Raw genomic sequence first — 18,727 nt, 5'->3', positions numbered from 1 at the left:
CCACAAATCCCATAAACGACCCGTTCAGGATGCGGCTCACGACGACGTGATAGGGAATCGGGGAATATCGGCGGCAGCTGGCGAGTCGTACCGTGGGGCAGAAAACAAAGGAGTTTTGCGATGAAGATGTACACCTTGATGACCGCGTCGGCGGCCTTGCTGATCTCCCTCTGCGCCGTTGCCCAGGCGGACGACCACCTTTTCCAGGCGCAACAGCACGGATTGAAGTCCGGCGGCACCGCCTCTTCCACGACGCACGCCTTTACGACCAACAGTGCCGGTCACAGTGGGACCTTGGCGCCTGGCCAGGGAAGTCCATTCACAGGTCACGACACCAAGACACCGGCCACTGACACGGATGCCGCCAATCAGCACGCCAACGTGAAGCTCCGCTGACGAGCGTCACCGGTCGCTCAGCGCCGATTGCACTAAGGCCCAGTCGGTTCGGTAGATCGATTTTGAAGGCGTAAGTTTATCTTTCTTGCGCCTTCATCATGTATGGCAGCACCCCCAGCGCCTACTGGATTTCACACATCGCGTGCGGCCCCCTACCGATGCAGATGATACAGTTTGTTGACGATCACCCAATGCCCGTCGATCTTCAGCAGCGACAGATAATCGGAGAAACGCATCCCGGCAAACTCGTCGGTGACCTTGACGAAAGCGGCGTCACCCTCGATGTCGGTGATCTCGATATCCATCAGCGGCTGGGTTCCGGGAGGGGCCGGCTCCTCTGCGAGGATAGCGGCGATGAAATCGTCGCGGGACATCCATTCGACGGCGCCCTCGTAATTGCCGATGATCTTGGCATCTGGATGGAAGGCCTTGCGCAGCGCCGCCTCGTTGCAAAATGCCATGCCATCGACATAGAGGTGAACGATCGTACCAATTGCCTGTGCGTCGGGCATTCTTCTCTCCCTTGCTGACCGGTCGATCCTATCATGACGGGCGAAGGGAACAAGAACGAAGCTGGGCCGGCGTCGCATCGCCGCGGGAGCGTCTCGCCCCGCTGCATAATCCCCCCGATCGATTCCGATTAGAGGAATTATGCGGCAAGTTTAAAGTGCTACAGCTCCGCGCGTTATGAATAACGCGCGGCGCTGTAGAAGGGCGAAACAGCGGATTGATCAGGCATGTGCGCCTATCTGTTCGTCAACGCCAGCGACGCCTCCGAGTAGCGATTGCCGGCCACGCGGGTGGGTGACAGGATTTCGCTGAGTACCGTCAGTTCTTCGGCAGACAGGACGATCCCGGCCGCTACAACATTCTGCTCGAGATGGTCGAGCTTGCGGGCGCCGGGGATCGGCACGATGAAATCACCCTGATGCAGCACCCAGGCAAGCGCCAGCTGCGCCGCCGTCACGCCCTTGTTACCGGCGATCCCGGCCAGCGTTCCGACAAGCGCCGCGTTGGCATCGAGATTTTCCGCCTGGAACCGCGGCAGGTTGCGGCGGAAGTCGTTCTCTGCCAGATCGTCCAAGGTGCGGATGGCGCCGGTCAGCATGCCGCGTCCGAGCGGACTATAGGGCACGAAGCCGATGCCGAGTTCGCGGCAAACATCCAGCACCTCGTCTTCCGGATCGCGGCTCCACAGCGAGTACTCGCTCTGGACGGCGGCGATCGGATGCACGGCATGGGCGCGGCGGATGGTGGCGGCACTCGCCTCCGACAGGCCAAGGGTACGCACCTTGCCTTCGCGCACCAATTCGGCCATTGCGCCGACGGTTTCCTCGATCGGCACGGCGGGATCGACGCGGTGCTGGTAATAGAGGTCGATGACATCGGTACCGAGGCGCTTCAACGAGGCTTCGGCCACGGCCTTGGCGTTTTCGGGGCGGCCATCAACGCCTGTAATGGTCTCGCTGGGGGATTTGCCGGTGGCGATGCGGAAGCCGAACTTGGTGGCGATGGTGACTTTACCACGAACATCCCTAAGGGCCTTGCCCAGCAGGATTTCGTTTTCATAAGGGCCATAAACCTCGGCAGTGTCAAAGAACGTCACGCCGAGATCGACGGCGCGGTGCAGGGTGCGGATCGATGCCTGTTCGTCGGCCGGGCCATAGGCAAAGCTCATGCCCATGCAGCCGAGGCCGACGGCCGAGACGGTGAGATCCTGTCCAAGTGTGCGGGTTTTCATAGGGAGTGCTCCTTTTGAGCCGGAAGGGGAACGCAGGCGCCATCGGGCGTCTGCGATACACCGCCAAATTAATGCACACTGAACCGTTTGATAATGGCTGCAAATCCTAACGGGTTGTTCTATCATTTCGATCAATGAACCGGAATCAACTTGCTCAACTTGCCGTCCTTTCCACCGTCGCCGCGCATCGCAGTTTTCGCGCCGCCGCGCGGGAGCTCGGCATTGCTCCCTCGGCTGTCAGCCATGCCGTTTCGACGCTCGAGGAAAGCCTTGGCGTGCGGCTGCTTGCCCGCACCACGCGCAGTGTCGCGCCGACGGAAGAAGGCTTGCTGTTGCTGGAGCGGTTGCGTCCGGCATTGGAGGAAATCGGCATCGCCCTGGCAGCCGTCGTCGAGGCGAAGGGACAGCCTTCCGGCAATCTGCGCATTACGGCACCGCGATTTGCCGCCGACCTGCTGATCGCACCGCGGCTGGGCAAATTCCTTGGCCTCTACCCCGGTATCACGCTGGAAATCGCCGACGAAGACGGGTTTACCGATATTGTTCGCGAGGGCTTCGATGCCGGCATCCGGCTGGAGGAAAGCCTGGAGGCCGACATGATCGCGGTGAAGATCGGCCCGCCCTTGCGTGGCGCCATCGTCGCCTCTCCTTCCTATTTCGACCAGTTTCCGATCCCGCAGCATCCCCGCGACCTTGTCCGCCATCGCTGTATCCGCCGCCGGTTTTCCAACGGTACGCTCTACAATTGGGAATTCGAAAAGGATGGACAGGAATTGACCATTCCAATCGAGGGACCGCTGATCCTCGGCGAGGACCGGCCGATCATTACCGCAGCAATCGGCGGCGCAGGACTGACCTATGCCTTCGAGGCGCGCGTGATCGAGCATATCGAAGCAGGACGGCTGATCAGGGTCCTGGACGATTGGTGCGCACCCTATCCCGGCCCCTATCTTTACTATGCCAGCCGCCGGCAGATGCGCCCGGCGCTACGCGCCTTCATCGATTTCTTCCGCTATTCAGGCTGAGGGAAAACGGGTGGCACGCAACAGTCCGGCGGCATAATCTTGTGAAAACGGGAGACACGCGCATGAAAAAGCCGGGATCGATGAAAGCGCTTGAGGATATGGGCCGGGCGCGGTTGTCGGAGAATTTCTTTTTGCGCGACTTCCTGCATTCGGAGATCGCCGATTTCTATGGCATGCCGAACATTCCCGACGATCCGCAGCTGGCGATCGCCGCCGGCACCAAGCTCTGCGAGGAATTGCTTGAGCCGCTGCAACGGACATTCGGGCGGCTGCATATCCGTTCCGGCTACCGGTCGCGCTCGGTCAACGATTTCGGCAACCGCAACAAGCTCAACTGCTCGACCAATGCGGCCAGTGCCGCCGACCATATCTGGGACATGCGCGATGCCGACGGCTGCATGGGTGCGACCGCCTGCATCGTCGTTCCCTGGGTCTGGGACCGGCGTGCAACCGTTGGCGGCTGGCAATCGCTGGCCTGGTGGATCCACGACCACCTGCCCTATGCCTCGCTCTGCTTTTTCCCGAAACTCTGGGCCGTCAACATCCAGTGGCATGAACGGCCGCCCCGGCGCATCCGCAGTTATATCGCGCCCGCCGGGCTTCTGACCAAGGAGGGCATGGCCAACCATTCCGGCAGCCATGCCGATGTCTATCGGGGGTTTCCGGAGCTGGTGAAGGCGCCGTAGCGCTTATGCGAATCCGGGCCGAACGCGCGGCGTTGCGGCGACACGTGCTAGAAACTTATCCGATAGCGCACATGACCATCGGCCTCGGTGTACCGGTCATAGAGTTTTCGCGCGGTCTGGTTGCCCTCGTCGGTGTGCCAGTACAGGCGCGCCCAGCCGTTGGCTTTGGCTTTGGCGACGAGATCGTCGAGCAGGGCCCTGCCGATGCCCTTCCCGCGCGCCACCTCGTCGAGGAACAGATCCTCCAGATAACACACCGGCTCCTTGACCCAGGTCGCCTCATGCAAAAGGCAGATGGCAAAGCCGACCACCTGGCCCTCCAGAACGGCGACCCGCATGAAAAGCGGTGTCGCCGGATCGATGATCCGGGCCCAGGTCGTGGCCGTCACTTCCTGGGATACGGCCACCCTGTAGAAGGCGACATAGCCTGCCCAGAGCCTGCGCCAATCGGCCTCGTCGCCTGCCGCCGCATCGCGTATCTCAACCGTCATGTTCCGTCCCTCCCTCCGGGCCTATTCGCTCGCTTCGTTTAGCAGCTGGCAGGCTTCATCGGAAAGGGTGATCGAAGCCGATTTCGCCAGGCTTTCAAGCTGCGCCAGGTTGGTGGCGCTGGCGATCGGGGCCGTCACGCCCTTGCGCGCCATGATCCAGGCGAGAGCAATTTCCGCCTGCGTATTGCCGGTATCGGCCGCGACCTCGTCCAGCGCGCCGAGAATGCGCATGCCGCGCCCGTCCAGATACTTGCCGACGCCGCTGCCGCGCGCCGAGCCTTCGAGGTCCTTGTGCGAGCGATACTTGCCCGACAGAAACCCCCGCGCCAGGCCGAAATAGCTGATGACACCGATATCTTCGGCGATGCAGAGGTTGCGCAGCGGCCCATCGAAGGAGGCCCGGTCATAGAGATTGTATTCCGGCTGCAGCACGTCGTAGCGCGGCAGCGTCTTGGCTGCGGAAACATCCAGTGCTGCGCGCAACTGCGCCGCATTGAGATTGGAAGCGCCGGCATGGCGGATCTTGCCCTGCTGCAGAAGCTTGTCGTAGGCGCCGAGCGTTTCCTCATAGGGCGTTTCGTCATCCGGCCAATGGGAGAGATAGATATCGATATGATCGGTCTGTAGCCGGCGAAGGGAATCCTCGACCGCCTGCATGATCCACCCGGAAGACAGACCCTTCTTGCCCGGCCCCATATCGGACCCGACCTTGGTGATAATGACGGCCTCGTCTCTGGTCCGGCCCGGCTGTTTCAGCCATTTGCCGATGATCGTCTCGGATTCGCCACCGCTATTGCCGGGAAACCAGGAAGAATAGACATCTGCGGTATCGATCGCATTGAACCCCGCATCGAAAAAGGCATCGAGCAATTGGAAGGATGTCTTTTCATCGGCGGTCCAGCCGAAGACATTGCCGCCGAAGACCAGCGGCGCGATCGACAGGCCCGTGCGGCCAAGAGTTCGCTTTTGCATAAGGTCGCTCCAGATTGTTTGGGATACATCACTTGGGAGGCGTGAAGTCTGCACCGGGAACATAGGCCCGGTACAGCGATTTTACATGCTCGGCTGCAATTTATTCCGGCAGGGAAAGCTTGATAGGCACGTACCTCGCGGTTACTGTGCCGCCAAAACGGAGGACACACCATGTTGCGTTTCGGTATTCTATCGACAGCAAAGATCGGCCGCGAACTGGTTGTTCCGGCCATCCAGGACGCGGAAAACTGCGTCGTGACGGCAATTGCCAGCCGCGACCTGTCCAAAGCACGCGAGATGGCCGACCGCTTTTCGGTGCCGCACGCCTTTGGCTCCTACGAGGAGATGCTCGCCTCCGACCTGCTCGACGCCGTCTACATTCCACTGCCGACGTCGCAGCATGTGGAATGGACGATCAAGGCCGCAAATGCCGGAAAGCATGTGCTCTGCGAAAAACCGATCGCCCTGAAAGCCTCGGAAATCGACGCTTTGATCGAGGCGCGCGACCGCAACAAGGTTCTGGTTTCCGAAGCCTACATGGTCACCTACAGCCCGGTCTGGCGCAAGGTCCGCTCGCTGCTGGCCGAAGGCGCGATCGGCAGGCTGCGCCATGTGCAGGGCGCCTTCACCTATTTCAACCGCGATGCCGGCAACATGCGCAACAAGCCGGAACTCGGCGGCGGCGGGCTGCCGGATATCGGCGTCTATCCGACGATCTCGACCCGTTTCGTCACCGGCAAGGAACCGCTGCGAGTCCAGGCCAGCACCGACCGCGATCCGGAGTTCGGTACCGACATCTATTCGAGCGTGCGGGCCGATTTCGGCGATTTCGAACTGAGCTTCTACATTTCCACCCAGCTCGCCGCCCGGCAGATCATGGTGTTCCATGGCGACAAGGGTTTCATCGAGGTCAAATCCCCCTTCAACGCCGACCGTTATGGTGCGGAAGAGCTGGAACTGACCAACCAGAACCATTCGCAGTCGCAGCTTTTCCGCTTTCAGGATGCGCGCCAGTACAAGCTGGAGGCCGAGGCGTTTTCCCGCGCCGCGAAAGGCGAAAAGGAAGAGGTCGTGACGCTCGAAAGCTCGATCAACAACCAGAAATTGATCGACGCCATCTACCGCGCCAGCGAGAAGGATGGCTGGGAAACGGTCTGAGCCGCTTTCCCGCCAAACGAGAATCCGCCGGTACCAGCACGAGGCGGAACAGGCGTCCATTTGGACGCCAGAAACCCGGCAGTGCGGAAAGGTCTGTTGAGCGCAAAAGCGAAGACTGGCTATCCGCCGCCGGGCACGGCAAAATAGCCGGATGAGCTCGTTCTTCGAATCCGATTCGCCCTCCAATCTCGCCGAATATTCGGTCTCCGAACTGTCCGGCTCCATCAAGCGCACGGTCGAGCAGGCCTTTGACCAGGTACGGGTGCGTGGCGAGATTTCCGGCTATCGCGGCCCGCATTCATCGGGTCACGCCTATTTTGCCCTGAAGGACGACAAGGCGCGCATCGATGCCGTCATCTGGAAGGGTACGATGAGCCGGCTGAAGTTCCGGCCCGAAGAAGGTATGGAAGTCATCGCCACCGGCAAGGTGACGACGTTCCCCGGCTCCTCCAAATACCAGATCGTCATCGAAACGCTGGAACCGGCCGGCGCCGGTGCCCTGATGGCGCTGATCGAGGAGCGCAAGCGCAAGCTCGGCGCTGAAGGGTTGTTCGATCCGTCGCGCAAGCGGCCGCTGCCCTATATGCCGAAAGTCATCGGTGTCATCACCTCGCCGACCGGCGCCGTCATCCGCGATATCCTGCACCGGATAGCGGACCGGTTTCCGGTCCATGTCATCGTCTGGCCGGTGCGCGTGCAGGGCGAAGGTTCCGGAAATGAGGTCACCGCTGCGATCGAGGGCTTCAATGCCTTTACCCCAGGCGGGCCGATTGCCCGGCCGGATCTCTTGATCGTCGCGCGCGGCGGTGGCAGCCTGGAGGATCTCTGGAGTTTCAACGACGAAGCCGTGGTGCGGGCGGCCGCCAATTCACAGATACCGCTGATTTCGGCCGTCGGCCACGAGACCGACTGGACCTTGATCGACTATGCCAGCGACCAGCGGGCGCCGACCCCGACTGGAGCCGCGGAAATGGCCGTGCCGGTGAAGGCCGATCTGGACGCTGCCGTTTCGGCGCTGTCCGCCCGGCTGAAATCGGCCGTGACGCGGCAGATGGACAATCGCCGGCAGAGCGTGCGGGCGCTGACCCGTGCCCTGCCCTCCCTCGATCAGCTGCTGGCTCTGCCGCGGCGCCGTTTCGACGAGGCCTCGGCTGGGCTCGGACGCGGTTTGCAGATGAACACCACCAACAAGCGGCGGGCCTTTGAACGCACAGCTGCACATCTCCGACCCGACGTCCTGTCGAACCGGATCAACGAACGGCGGCAGAAGCTTGGCGAGCGGATGATCCGCGCCGAGCGCATCGTCGAGCGATTGCTGCAGCGGTCCGCCTCGCGGATATCTTCCGCCGATGCCGCCCTGCGCACGCTGCCTGCCCGTTTATTGAGCCAGATTCATCGGTCTCAGGATCGCCTGACCGGTCTTTCCGGCAGGGCCGACAGCGCGCTTCTGGCCGACCTGCGGCGCCGGCGCAGCACGGTGACGGCGCATGACCGCATCCTGCAATCGTTGTCCTATCGCAACGTCTTGAAACGCGGCTATGCGTTGGTGCGCGACGAAACTGGCGCGCCGGTGAAGGGCGCTTCGGCGTTGTCTCTCAACCAGACGATCGCCATCGAATTTGCCGACGGCTCGATCAATGCGGTGACCACCGAGGGCAGTGCCCCGCCGCCGCCACAGCCGGCGAAGAAACGCGCCGAAAAGCCGGCGGCTGCGGCACCGCCGAAACAGGGCAGCCTGTTTTAGGATGCGCATTCTCCTCGTTCTCGCCCACCCGCTCACCGACAGTTTTGCCGCAGGCGTCGCCGCAACGGCGAAGGCGTCACTGGAGAAAAGTGGGCACAGCGTCGATCTGCTCGATCTCTACAGGGAAGACTTCGATCCACGACTGCAAGAAGAGGAACGGCGAGGTTATTTCGACACTCCTTACGATACCACGGCCGTAGACGACATCGTCGCCCGGCTGCGGGCAGCCGATGGGCTGATCCTGGTCTTTCCGCAATGGTGGTTCAATTTTCCGGCGATCCTCAAGGGCTTCTTCGACCGCGTCTTTGCGCCCGGCGTCGCCTTCGACCACGAGCAATCCGGCGGCCGCATCCTTCCGCGCCTCACCAATATCAAGCTGTTTTGGGCGCTGACGACGACGGGTTCGCCCTGGTGGGTTGTGAAGCTCTATATGGGAAGCCCGGTGCGCCGCCTGCTGAAACGCGGCATCGCGTCCTTCTGCGCCAAGGATGTGAAATTCCGGATGATCTCGCTGCACGACATGGACCGGGTGACACCATCGCAACGCACTGCGCACCTGGCAAGGATCGAAAAGGCCGTCGCGCAGATTTGAGGGTGCCAACGAACAGCCCCCGAAAAGAAACGGTTCCGTAACGGTCGGACTGCTAAAATGGGGGCCGATTGAACCGAGGGCGTCCGATGCCGGTGGAATTATCAGCTTCGCAAGCCCTGAACCTCTGGCACAGCGTCTCGCTTGAACAGGTGCGGGTCGACAATCGTGACCTGACGCTGCGACAACTGTCTATTCTGCTGCATATCTACCTCGTTCCGCCGCCCCATACGGTGCGTGGGCTTGCCGCAGTTCTGGGCGTCACCAAGCCGGTCATCACCCGCGCACTCGACACGATGGGCGATCTTGGCCTGGTGACCCGGACCCGCGACGAGCGCGACAGACGCAATGTGATCATCAAGCGCACAGTCGAAGGTGCGCTTTATCTTGAAAAACTTGGCGATCTGATCATTGATCAGGGACGCAAACTGTCTATCTGAGAAAACGATGCTTGATCTTCCAGACCGCCGGCTGAATGCCTACCGCCCCGATCTTGCCGAGGAACGCCTGCGCGGCGTCGTCGAGGCGCCCAGCTATGTCAGCGGTTCGCCGGGCGTGATCTGCGTGCCCGTGGTGCAGGTGCGGGCAAGGCCGGAACTCGAATGCGGCACCGATACGGAGCTGCTGCTCGGTGAAACGGTCCGCGTGCTCGATACCAATGGCGGCTGGGCCTGGGTAAAGGCCGATTTCGACGGCTATGTCGGCTATATTCCGGACGATGCCGTCTCCCCGGTGATCCGCAGCCTCACCCATATCGTCACCGCACCGCGCACCTTCGTCTATTCCGGGCCGGACCTCAAATTTCCGGCGGTGCAGGCGCTGTCGATGGGCAATCGGATCGCCGTCGTCGACGAGCGCGAGACACGCGGCACGCGCTATTTCCTTTTGGAAGGCGGGCAGGCGGTGATCGCCAACCATTGCGCTGAGGTTGGGCAGCCGCTGGCCGGCGATTATGTCGCCATTGCCGGACGGTTTCTCGAAACCCCCTATCTCTGGGGCGGCCGCTCCGGCTTCGGCATCGACTGTTCCGGCCTTGTGCAGCTGTCGATGATGATGGTTGGCCAGAGCGCGCCGCGCGATACCGACATGCAAGCCAAGGGCCTCGGCATCGAAATCGGCCGTGACGAGCTCCGCCGCGGCGACCTCGTCTTCTGGAAGGGCCATGTCGCGATCATGAAAGACGACAGGACGCTGCTGCACGCCAACGGCCACACGATGAACGTTGCTCTCGAAGGGCTGGATGACGCAATCGCGCGCATCGGCTGGCTCTATGATCAGCCGACCGGTTTCCGCCGGCCCTGATCAATAGCCGGCTTTGCGATCCACCAGATGCTCCAGCGGCAGGCCGCTTTCGAAGCGGGCCATCTGCTGTTCGGCGTGAACGAACAGCGCTTTCACGTCCGAGGATGCTGCCACATGCGGCGTGACATAGACATTGTCCATGTCCCAGAACGGGCTGTCCCGGTCCAATGGCTCCTGTTCGAAGACATCGAGCGAAGCGCCGCCGAGTACGCCCGATTTGAGGGCTGCGATGATGTCAGTACCGACCTGACTGCCGCCGCGGCCGCCGTTGATCAGGACCGGAGCACCAAATGGGCCCTTGCGGCTGAGCTTTGAAAAAAGGGAGGCGTTCAGGATGCCTTTCGTCTCTGCCGTCAACGGCAGCAGGCTGACGAGAAAATCGGTTCTGGCCAGGAATGCATCCAGCGCATCGCAGTCAAAGGTCTCGACTGCATCGATCGCCTTTTTCGAGCGCGACCAGCCGATCGTCTTGAAGCCGATGACGCCGAGTTTGCGGATGGCGTCCTGGCCGAGCACACCGAGGCCCATGACGCCGACGGTCACATCGGCCGCTTCCGGCTGGCTCAGATCCTCCCAGACATGGGCTTTCGCCCGCGCCTCATAGGCGCGATGCTGGCGCAGGTGCATGAGGCAGTTCATGACAACCCATTCGCTCATCCGCGTCGTCAGGCTGCGATCAACGAAGCGGACCAGCGGCACGTCCGGCAGGCCCGGAAGCGTCAGGACGTGATCGACGCCGGCGCCGCCGGAGAAAACCACCTTGAGATCCGGCGCGCGGGAAAACAGGTCCGGATCGGATTTCCAGACGACGGCATAATCGATACCGGAGAGGTCGCGGCCCTTGTGTGCGGGGTCAGCGAGATTGAGCACCTCGCGTCCGGAAAAAGCGCCCTTCAGGCCGTCCTCCACCTCGCGTGGAATGAACTTCAGATCGACGATAACGGGGCTCTTGGACGGCATGATAACAAACTCTATTGGCGGACGGCGGGCACATCGACCGCCTCCAAGTTGAACGCTGCGGCCATCAGGGCCTTGGTGTAATCTTCCTGCGGCGCGGTGAAGATGCGTTCGGAGGGGCCCTGTTCGACGACTTTGCCGAGCCGCATGACGATCATGTCATTGGCAAGGGCGCGCACCACCTTCAGGTCATGGCTGATGAAGAGGTAGGCGAGCGCATGTTTTGCCTGCAGATCGCGCAGGAGATCGACCACCTGCGCCTGCACGCTCATATCCAGCGCCGATGTCGGCTCGTCGAGCATGACGAACTGCGGTTTCAGCACCATGGCGCGGGCAATGGCGATGCGCTGGCGCTGGCCACCGGAGAATTCATGCGGATAACGCCAGCGGGTCGCCGCATCGAGGCCGACTTCTTCAAGCGCCGCTGCCACGCGGGCATCCCGCTCCTTGTCGGAGAGACGGGGCTCATGCACCTTCAATCCCTCTGCGATGATATCGCTGACGGCCATGCGGGGGCTGAGCGAGCCGAAGGGATCCTGGAAGACGATCTGCATGCGGTTGCGCAGCGGGCGCATCTGCTTGAACGAATAGCCGGTTATCTCGTTGCCGATGAAGCTGATGCGGCCCTTCGAGGAAATCAGCCGTGTCAGCGCCAGGCCAAGCGTCGTCTTGCCGGAGCCGGATTCACCGACGACGCCGAGCGTCTGGCCGGCGCGCAGCGTCAGGTCTATGCCATCGACCGCCTTCACATGATCGACCACCTTGCGCAGGAAGCCGGCCTTGATCGGGAACCAGACCTTCATGTCTTCAGCCTGCATCACCACCGGCTTCGACGTGTCGGAAACGGGAGGTACCCCCTTTGGCTCGGAGGCAAGCAGGTGGCGGGTATAGGCATGTTGCGGGTTGGCGAAAATCTCGGCTGTCGGGCCGGTTTCGACGATCTTGCCCTTGGTCATCACGCAGACCCGGTCGGCGATCTTGCGGACGATGCCAAGGTCATGGGTGATGAACAGCATCGACATGCCGTGGTCGTCCTTGAGCTTTTTCAGAAGATCGAGGATCTGCGCCTGCACCGTCACATCAAGCGCCGTCGTCGGCTCATCGGCGATCAAAAGTTCAGGCCGGTTGGCGAGCGCCATGGCGATCATCACGCGCTGGCGCTGGCCGCCAGACAGTTCATGCGGATAGGCGGCAAGGCGCTTTTCCGGCTCGCGGATGCCGACCTGATTGAGCAGTTCCAAAACGCGGGTCCGCGCCGCAGCCCCGGTGATGCCCTGGTGCAGGTCGAGGATTTCGGCGATCTGCCGCTCGATCGAATGCAGCGGATTGAGCGAGGTCATCGGCTCCTGGAAGATCATCGTGATGTCGTTGCCGCGCACCCGGCGCAGCTCGGCATCCGAGGCCGTCATTAGGTCCTTGCCGTTGAACAGGATTTCGCCGCCCGGGTGGCTGGCGGCCGGATAGGGCAGAAGCTTCAGGATCGAATTGGCCGAGACCGATTTTCCCGAGCCGGATTCGCCGACCAGCGCCACCACTTCGCCGCGCTTGATATCGAAGGAAATACCGTCCACCGCCGTCGATGTCTTGCCGCCCTGATGAAAGGCGACCGAGAGATTGCGGACGGAAAGGAGAGTGTCTGTCATCGTCGGGCTCACCGGAAAGTCTTCCTTGGATCGAAGGCGTCGCGCGTCGCCTCGCCGATGAAGATCAGCAGCGACAGCATGACCGACATGACGACGAAGGCGGTCAGCCCGAGCCAGGGGGCTTGCAGGTTGGACTTGCCCTGGCTGATCAGTTCGCCAAGGGAGGGCGAGCCGGGCGGCATGCCGAAGCCAAGGAAATCGAGCGAGGTCAGCGTGGTGATCGAGCCGGAAAGAATGAAGGGCAGGAAGGTCAGCGTCGCCACCATGGCATTCGGAAGCAGATGGCGAAACATGATCGTCCGGTTGTTGACGCCGAGCGCCCGGGCGGCACGGACATACTCGAAATTGCGGGCGCGCAGGAATTCCGCCCGCACGATGCCGACGAAGCCGACCCAGGAAAATAAAAGCATGATGCCGAGCAGCACGAAGAAACCCGGTGGCAGGATCGCCGCGATGATCAGCAGAATATAGAGCACCGGCATCGACGACCAGATTTCGATGAAACGCTGCAACAGCAGATCCGTCCAGCCGCCGAAATAGCCTTGCACAGCGCCGGCGGTGACGCCGACGACGGCAGATGCGATGGTCAGGGCAAGGCCGAAAAGGACGGAGATACGGAAACCGTAGATCATCCTTGCCGTCACGTCGCGCGCCTGATCGTCGGTGCCGAGCCAGTTGAGATTGCCCAGTGTGCAGGCCGGATCATCGGCGCCTTGCGGATAGCCGGAGCAGCGCTCGGCCCTGTCCATCAGCCAGAAGGGCGCCGTTGGCGCAGAGTGGGGAATGTTGGAATTGGCGGTCTGATAGGAATAGCGGATCGGTGGCCAGATCATCCAGCCATTGGCATTGATCTCTTCGCGGATGTAATCGGAGCGGTAGTCCGTCTCGGCGAGAAAGCCGCCGAACTTTTCCTCCGGATAGTCGACCAGCACCGGCACCAGGATCTCGCCCTTGTAGGAGGCAAGCACCGGTTTGTCGTTGGCGATGAACTCGGCGCACAGGCTGAGGCCGAACAGCACCATGAATATCCAGAAAGACCAGTAGCCGCGGCGGTTGGCCCGGAAATTTTCCCAGCGGCGGCGATTGACCGGCGACAGCCGGCCGGGAGCACCGGTGACGGGGGAAGGGCTGGCAGTGATGTCGGCCATCAGACATCCCTCCGGTCGAAATCGATGCGCGGATCGACCCAGGTATAGATCAGGTCCGACAGCAGGCTGACCAGCAGGCCCATCAGCGAGAAGATATAGAGCGTCGCAAAGACGATCGGATAATCGCGCTTGACGACGGAGTCATAACCGAGGCGGCCGAGGCCATCGAGCGAGAAGATGTATTCGGTGAGTAGCGAGCCGGTGAAGAAGGCGGTGATGAAGGCCGCCGGAAAGCCGGCGATGATGATCAGCATGGCGTTGCGGAAGACGTGGCCGTAGAGCACCTGGCGTTCGTTGAGGCCCTTGGCCCGGGCCGTGGTGACAYATTGCTTCTTGATCTCATCGATAAAGGAATTCTTGGTGAGCAGCGTCGTCGTTGCGAAGGCGGACATCAGAAGTGTGATCAGCGGCAGGGTCATGTGCCAGAAGTAATCGAGAATCTTCTGCCACCAGTTCAGCTGGGCGAAATTATCCGAGACAATGCCGCGCAACGGGAACCAGTCGAAGAACGAGCCGCCGGCGAACAGCACGATCAGCAGGATACCGAACAGGAAGCCCGGCACCGCGTAGCCGATGATGATGATGCCGGACGTCCAGACATCAAAGGTCGAACCATCGGAGATGGCCTTCTTGATGCCGAGCGGAATGGAGATCGCGTAGGAGAACAACAGGATCCAAAGCCCGAGCGAAATCGACACCGGCATCTTGTCGAGAATCAGGTCGATCACCGAGGTGTTGCGGAAGAAGCTTTCGCCGAAATCGAAGCGGATATAGTTCCACATCATCTGGCCGAAGCGTTCAAGCGGTGGCTTGTCGAAGCCGAACTGCTTTTCCAGCTTCTTGATGAAATCCGGATCGAGCCCTTGCGCGCCCCGGTATTTTCCGGAGGATTCGTCGCCAAGCGACTGTCCGCCCAGATCGCCGCCGCCGCCGGACAGCCGGTCGCTGCCCTGGCTCTGGCCGGTGAGATCGGCGATGACCTGCTCGACGGGACCGCCAGGAGCGAACTGGATGACGGCAAAGGAGATGGCCATGATACCAACGATCGTCGGGATCATCAGCAGCAGCCGCCGCAGGATATAGCCACCCATCAGCGTTGCCCCCGTCCGCCGCCGTTGCCGGCAACACGATCCGATCCGCAAGCGGCCTGCCACCTGTCTTCAGTCAATCCGTTCGTCTCCTTCAAGCCGTCCCTGCCAAACCGGCCAGAACGCCCAAACTGATTCGCATATGTTCATTTGGAGTACAGGCTGTGCCGTGCGCAAGGCTTTCATTGGGCAGCGGCCGGCTTCGACCACCAGACATCCGGGAAGCCGAGCGAATAGGTGGGCAGTTCGGCCGGGTGATCAAGCACGTTGCGATAGGCGATCCGCGCCGTCTTGCCGTAGTAGAGCGGTATGACATAGTGATGGGCAAGCAAAACCCTGTCCATGGCCTTGATGGCCGCCACCTGCTCCTCGCGGCTCGGTGCAAAAATGACCATTCTGATCAGCTCATCGACTGCAGGATCGGCGATGCCCGCATAATTGCGAGAGCCCTGCTGGTTCGCGGAGCCGGAACCCCAGTAATCGGCTTGCTCATTGCCCGGGTTCATCGTCTCGGCCCAGACGGTCCAGGTCATATCGTAATCGAAAGAGCGCGCGCGGTTCGTATATTGCGCGGCATCGACGGTGCGCACCCGCGCGTCGATGCCGATCTTGCGCAGGTTCTGCGCGTAAGGCAGCGCCCAGCGCTCAAGTGTCGCGCTGCTCAGCAGAATCTCGAAAGAGAACGGCTTGCCGGTCTTGCTGTTGACCATGACGCTATCCCTGATCTCGTAACCGGCCTCCTTCAGGAGACCGATCGCATTGCGCAGGTTTTCGCGGCTTTTCTGGGGATTTCCGCCAATGGGATTGGCATAGGGCTTGGTGAATACGTCCGCCGGCACCTTGTCCCGCATGCTCTCAAGAATTTCCAGTTCACGCCCCTGCGGCAGGTTCGAGGAGGCAAGCTCCGTGTTCCAGAAATAGCTGTCGATGCGCGCGTACGTGTTGAAAGCGACGGTGCGATTCAGTTCCTCGAAATCGAATGCATAGTTCAACGCCTCGCGCACCCTTTGATCCTTGAATATTTCGCGGCGCATATTCGGAACGAGAGCCTGCATTATGCCGGTGGCCCGGAAGGGGTTTTCGAGCTCCTCACGCTTGATGCGGCCGTCATTGACGGCGGGGAAGTTGTACCCTGTCGCCCAGCGGGCGGCGGAATTCTCGGCCCAATAATCCACGGCACCGGCGCGAAACGCCTCGAACTCCACGTCTCGATCACCGAAATAGAGGTATGAAATGGTGCGGAAATTGTTTTGGCCGACGTTCACATTGAGGTCCTTGCCCCAGTAGTCGTCCCTGAGTTCGAAGGTTATATTGCCGCCCGGCGAGAAAGAGGCAATCTTGTATGGGCCGGAACCCATGACCGGTTCCAGTATCGTCTTCGAAATGTCGCGCGGCTTGCCGTCGGGTCCCGTTCCCTCCCACCAGGCCTTCGGAAGGACGGTGAGCTGGCCGATAATATCCGGCAGTTCCTTGTTGCCCGTCTCATCGAAGGTGAAGGTCACGTCCCGATCACCGGTTTTCTCCGCCTTTACCACATGGGCGTAATAGTTGGATTGGAGCGGGTTGAGCTCCTTCGCCTTGTCGAAACTGAACACGACGTCTTCCGGGGTAACCGGCGTACCATCAGCCCATTTGGCCTGTTCGCGCAGCCGGAAGGTGGTCGTGGACAGGTCGCTTGGATAGGTAACGCCCTCCGCCAGAAGCCCGTAGGACGTCAGGAGCTCGTCATCCGCGGGCTTCATCAGCGTGTCGAATACCAGTGAGAGACCGGCGACCGCATCACCCTTGCTGAGGATCGGATTGAAGGTGTCGAACGTGCCAGAGACGGAAAGGTTGAGGTTACCCCCCTTCGGCGCATCCGGATTGACATAGGCGAAGTGAGTAAAGCCCGGCTTGTTTTTCGGCTCGCTGATCGTGGAATTTCCAATACGCCACACAGGCTGGTCCTGCGCCATCAGCATGACCGGAGACAATGACAGGTAGGCAATCGCCGCCAAGGTGAGCGCGCTTGTGAAAATCATGCCGATACGCCGCATCCAGCTTTCCCTTTTTCTCGTGCTTGAATGACAGAATAGGCAAAATCCGGGCAATTGACAGAACCCGCCTCAAATCGGGCATTTTTTTTGGGTCACGGTCGCGTGTCCCGCAAGTCTGACACAAAGACACTGTGTCAGTATCGGCGCGGCAAATCGCAGCTGGGCTTCGCGTGCGCGCGGATCGCCATGCGTTATCGGGAAACGGACGGCACATGACACGGATAAAAGCAGGCTTCCTTCGGCATCTGGGATCAGTCGCACTGGCTGGCCTGATCGGGCTGAGCCTCGCCGCAGGCGGGGCGGCAGCGGCGGACGATACGCCTGCCAAGCAGATTTTCGGCAAGGTCCAGCTGCCGAGCAATTCAGCACCGAGCCCGATCGGTTTTTATGCCAAGGGCTGCATGGCCGGTGCCGTGGCTATTCCGACGGACGGGCCGACATGGCAGGCGATGCGGCTGTCGCGAAATCGTCGCTGGGGCAATCCGGCGATGGTCCAGCTGCTCGAAAAATTCTCGCAGGACGCAGCGCAGCTCGGATGGGGCTCCGGTATCCTGATCGGCGACATTTCCCAGCCGCGGGGTGGCCCGATGCTGACGGGACACGCTTCCCACCAGATTGGTCTCGATGCGGATATCTGGTTCACGCCGAAGCCGGCGCAGCCGCTTTCGGCGGCGGAGCGTGAGGATATGCCGTTCACCTCGATGCTCGACAAGAGCAAATTCCTGACTGTCAACGCCGCACGCTGGACACCGACCCACGCCAAGCTGGTCATGCAGGCGGCGAGCTATCCGCAGGTGGAGCGTGTCTTCGTCAATCCGGCGATCAAGAAGAAGCTCTGCGACACATGGACCGGCGATCGATCGCTGCTTGGCAAGGTGCGCCCGGTCTACGGCCATGATGAGCATTTCCATATCCGTATGCACTGCCCGCCCGGTGCTTCCGGCTGCAAGGCGCAGGCGCCGGTGGCAGGCGGCGACGGTTGCGACAAGTCGCTCGCCTGGTGGTTTACCAAGGAACCCTGGGCCAAGCCGAAACCCGGCGACAAGCCGGTCAAGCCGAGATTTGTCACGCTCGCCGATCTGCCGAAGAGCTGCGCCGCAGTGCTGGCAGCTCCAGCCGCCTCGGAGCAATCGGCGACGTTCGGCACTGCCTATGTGGCGCCGCAGCCGCCATCTGGCGATGCAGCGATCCAACAGGTGATCCATGCGGAAAACAGCGATCTGCCCGAAGCCGTCGTTCCTGTTCCCCTGGCCCGGCCCGCCTTGCAGTAAGCTGAGGCGCCATTGACGCTTTTCAACTGCGGAACTGTGCTGTAGAGAAAATCAAATCGATTTAATTCATTGGTCGGCTGAACGCCGGGAGAGCTGCGATGGCCAGTCAGAAATGCGTGGCGCTCATTGCCCACGACGAAAAGAAGGATGACATGGCCGCATTTGCGCTGGCCCATGAGGCCGTCTTTGCCGACTGGAAGATCGTTGCCACCGGTACCACCGGCGGCCGGGTGCAGCAGGCTTGTCCGAGCCTGAACGTGATCAGGCTGAAGAGCGGGCCGCTCGGCGGCGACCAGCAGATTGGCGCGATGATCGCCACCGGCGACGTGCATATGCTGATCTTCTTCGTCGATCCCCTCACCGCCATGCCGCATGACGTCGATGTCAAGGCACTGATGCGGCTCGCCACCGTCTACGATATTCCGATGGCGCTGAACCGCGCGACGGCAGAACAGTTGATCGACTTCAACCAACCCTGAT

The 18,727-nt window shown here is 61.3% G+C and carries 19 protein-coding genes; 10 read left to right on the top strand and 9 right to left on the bottom strand.

The window, feature by feature from the left end; genetic code table 11:
* Window positions 1-120: 120 nt before the first annotated feature.
* Window positions 121-396 carry a hypothetical protein gene (locus tag AC1D17_RS11725; protein WP_477565588.1) on the top strand — a complete coding sequence of 92 codons (276 nt, stop codon included), beginning with the start codon at window positions 121-123 and terminating at the stop codon, window positions 394-396.
* Window positions 397-548: 152 nt separating this feature from the next.
* Here AC1D17_RS11725 and AC1D17_RS11720 read toward each other — a convergent pair whose 3' ends face one another.
* Together AC1D17_RS11720 and AC1D17_RS11715 are read right to left on the bottom strand one after the other, a co-directional pair.
* On the bottom strand, window positions 549-908 hold the full coding sequence (locus tag AC1D17_RS11720; protein ID WP_477565587.1) for a nuclear transport factor 2 family protein: 360 nt from the start codon (window positions 906-908) through the stop codon (window positions 549-551).
* A 233-nt stretch (window positions 909-1,141) separates the two neighbouring features.
* Entirely contained in the window at window positions 1,142-2,137 is a 996-nt protein-coding gene (locus AC1D17_RS11715; RefSeq protein ID WP_477565586.1) for an aldo/keto reductase, read from the bottom strand.
* A gap of 134 nt (window positions 2,138-2,271) precedes the next feature.
* Here AC1D17_RS11715 and AC1D17_RS11710 point away from each other — a divergent pair, with 134 nt between their 5' ends.
* Entirely contained in the window at window positions 2,272-3,162 is an 891-nt protein-coding gene (locus AC1D17_RS11710) for a LysR family transcriptional regulator (protein WP_477565585.1), read from the top strand.
* Between the two features lie 62 nt (window positions 3,163-3,224).
* Window positions 3,225-3,848 (top strand): hypothetical protein, encoded by a 624-nt coding sequence (locus AC1D17_RS11705; protein ID WP_477565584.1) that lies wholly within the window; start codon window positions 3,225-3,227, stop codon window positions 3,846-3,848.
* Between the two features lie 47 nt (window positions 3,849-3,895).
* On the opposite strand, the gene AC1D17_RS11700 is transcribed toward AC1D17_RS11705, so the two are convergent.
* Both AC1D17_RS11700 and AC1D17_RS11695 read right to left on the bottom strand, forming a co-directional pair.
* Window positions 3,896-4,339, bottom strand: a complete 444-nt coding sequence (locus AC1D17_RS11700; RefSeq protein ID WP_477565583.1) for an N-acetyltransferase family protein — start codon at window positions 4,337-4,339, stop codon at window positions 3,896-3,898.
* A 21-nt stretch (window positions 4,340-4,360) separates the two neighbouring features.
* Window positions 4,361-5,311 carry an aldo/keto reductase gene (locus AC1D17_RS11695; RefSeq protein WP_477565582.1) on the bottom strand — a complete coding sequence of 317 codons (951 nt, stop codon included), beginning with the start codon at window positions 5,309-5,311 and terminating at the stop codon, window positions 4,361-4,363.
* A gap of 171 nt (window positions 5,312-5,482) precedes the next feature.
* Here AC1D17_RS11695 and AC1D17_RS11690 point away from each other — a divergent pair, with 171 nt between their 5' ends.
* The 5 genes from AC1D17_RS11690 to AC1D17_RS11670 all read left to right on the top strand — a co-directional run bounded on the left by AC1D17_RS11690 (window position 5,483) and on the right by AC1D17_RS11670 (window position 10,104).
* Window positions 5,483-6,469 carry a Gfo/Idh/MocA family protein gene (locus AC1D17_RS11690; protein ID WP_477565581.1) on the top strand — a complete coding sequence of 329 codons (987 nt, stop codon included), beginning with the start codon at window positions 5,483-5,485 and terminating at the stop codon, window positions 6,467-6,469.
* Between the two features lie 151 nt (window positions 6,470-6,620).
* A complete protein-coding gene (gene xseA, locus AC1D17_RS11685; protein WP_477565580.1) occupies window positions 6,621-8,213 on the top strand; it encodes an exodeoxyribonuclease VII large subunit in 1,593 nt (530 codons plus the stop codon).
* A 1-nt stretch (window position 8,214) separates the two neighbouring features.
* The gene (locus tag AC1D17_RS11680) at window positions 8,215-8,805 is read left to right on the top strand and encodes an NAD(P)H-dependent oxidoreductase (RefSeq protein ID WP_477565579.1); all 591 of its coding nucleotides are present in this window, start codon (window positions 8,215-8,217) and stop codon (window positions 8,803-8,805) included.
* 86 nt (window positions 8,806-8,891) lie between these two features.
* The gene (locus tag AC1D17_RS11675; RefSeq protein WP_477565578.1) at window positions 8,892-9,242 is read left to right on the top strand and encodes a MarR family transcriptional regulator; all 351 of its coding nucleotides are present in this window, start codon (window positions 8,892-8,894) and stop codon (window positions 9,240-9,242) included.
* A gap of 7 nt (window positions 9,243-9,249) precedes the next feature.
* Entirely contained in the window at window positions 9,250-10,104 is an 855-nt protein-coding gene (locus AC1D17_RS11670; RefSeq protein WP_477565577.1) for a C40 family peptidase, read from the top strand.
* Here AC1D17_RS11670 and AC1D17_RS11665 read toward each other — a convergent pair whose 3' ends face one another.
* The 5 genes from AC1D17_RS11665 to AC1D17_RS11645 all read right to left on the bottom strand — a co-directional run bounded on the left by AC1D17_RS11665 (window position 10,105) and on the right by AC1D17_RS11645 (window position 16,901).
* Window positions 10,105-11,064, bottom strand: coding sequence for a 2-hydroxyacid dehydrogenase (locus AC1D17_RS11665; protein ID WP_477565576.1), 960 nt, complete (start codon window positions 11,062-11,064; stop codon window positions 10,105-10,107). It lies immediately after the preceding gene.
* 11 nt (window positions 11,065-11,075) lie between these two features.
* The gene (locus AC1D17_RS11660; protein ID WP_477565575.1) at window positions 11,076-12,704 is read right to left on the bottom strand and encodes an ABC transporter ATP-binding protein; all 1,629 of its coding nucleotides are present in this window, start codon (window positions 12,702-12,704) and stop codon (window positions 11,076-11,078) included.
* Window positions 12,705-12,712: 8 nt separating this feature from the next.
* Window positions 12,713-13,852, bottom strand: a complete 1,140-nt coding sequence (locus AC1D17_RS11655) for an ABC transporter permease (RefSeq protein WP_477565574.1) — start codon at window positions 13,850-13,852, stop codon at window positions 12,713-12,715.
* Window positions 13,852-14,943, bottom strand: a complete 1,092-nt coding sequence (locus AC1D17_RS11650) for a microcin C ABC transporter permease YejB (protein ID WP_477565573.1) — start codon at window positions 14,941-14,943, stop codon at window positions 13,852-13,854. Before AC1D17_RS11650 ends, AC1D17_RS11655 begins: the two co-directional genes overlap by 1 nt.
* A 179-nt stretch (window positions 14,944-15,122) precedes the next feature.
* A complete protein-coding gene (locus AC1D17_RS11645; RefSeq protein WP_477565664.1) occupies window positions 15,123-16,901 on the bottom strand; it encodes an extracellular solute-binding protein in 1,779 nt (592 codons plus the stop codon).
* A 287-nt stretch (window positions 16,902-17,188) separates the two neighbouring features.
* On the opposite strand from AC1D17_RS11645, the gene mepA reads away from it, so the two are divergent.
* Together mepA and AC1D17_RS11635 are read left to right on the top strand one after the other, a co-directional pair.
* Window positions 17,189-18,247 (top strand): penicillin-insensitive murein endopeptidase, encoded by a 1,059-nt coding sequence (gene mepA, locus AC1D17_RS11640; protein ID WP_477565572.1) that lies wholly within the window; start codon window positions 17,189-17,191, stop codon window positions 18,245-18,247.
* Between the two features lie 98 nt (window positions 18,248-18,345).
* Window positions 18,346-18,726 carry a methylglyoxal synthase gene (locus AC1D17_RS11635; protein WP_477565571.1) on the top strand — a complete coding sequence of 127 codons (381 nt, stop codon included), beginning with the start codon at window positions 18,346-18,348 and terminating at the stop codon, window positions 18,724-18,726.
* The last annotated feature ends 1 nt before the right edge of the window (window position 18,727 follow it).

The organism is Pararhizobium sp. P1_E7 (assembly GCF_056405855.1).
The sequence above is the reverse complement of the archived record's forward strand: the minus strand, read 5'-3'. Positions and strand labels throughout refer to the sequence as shown.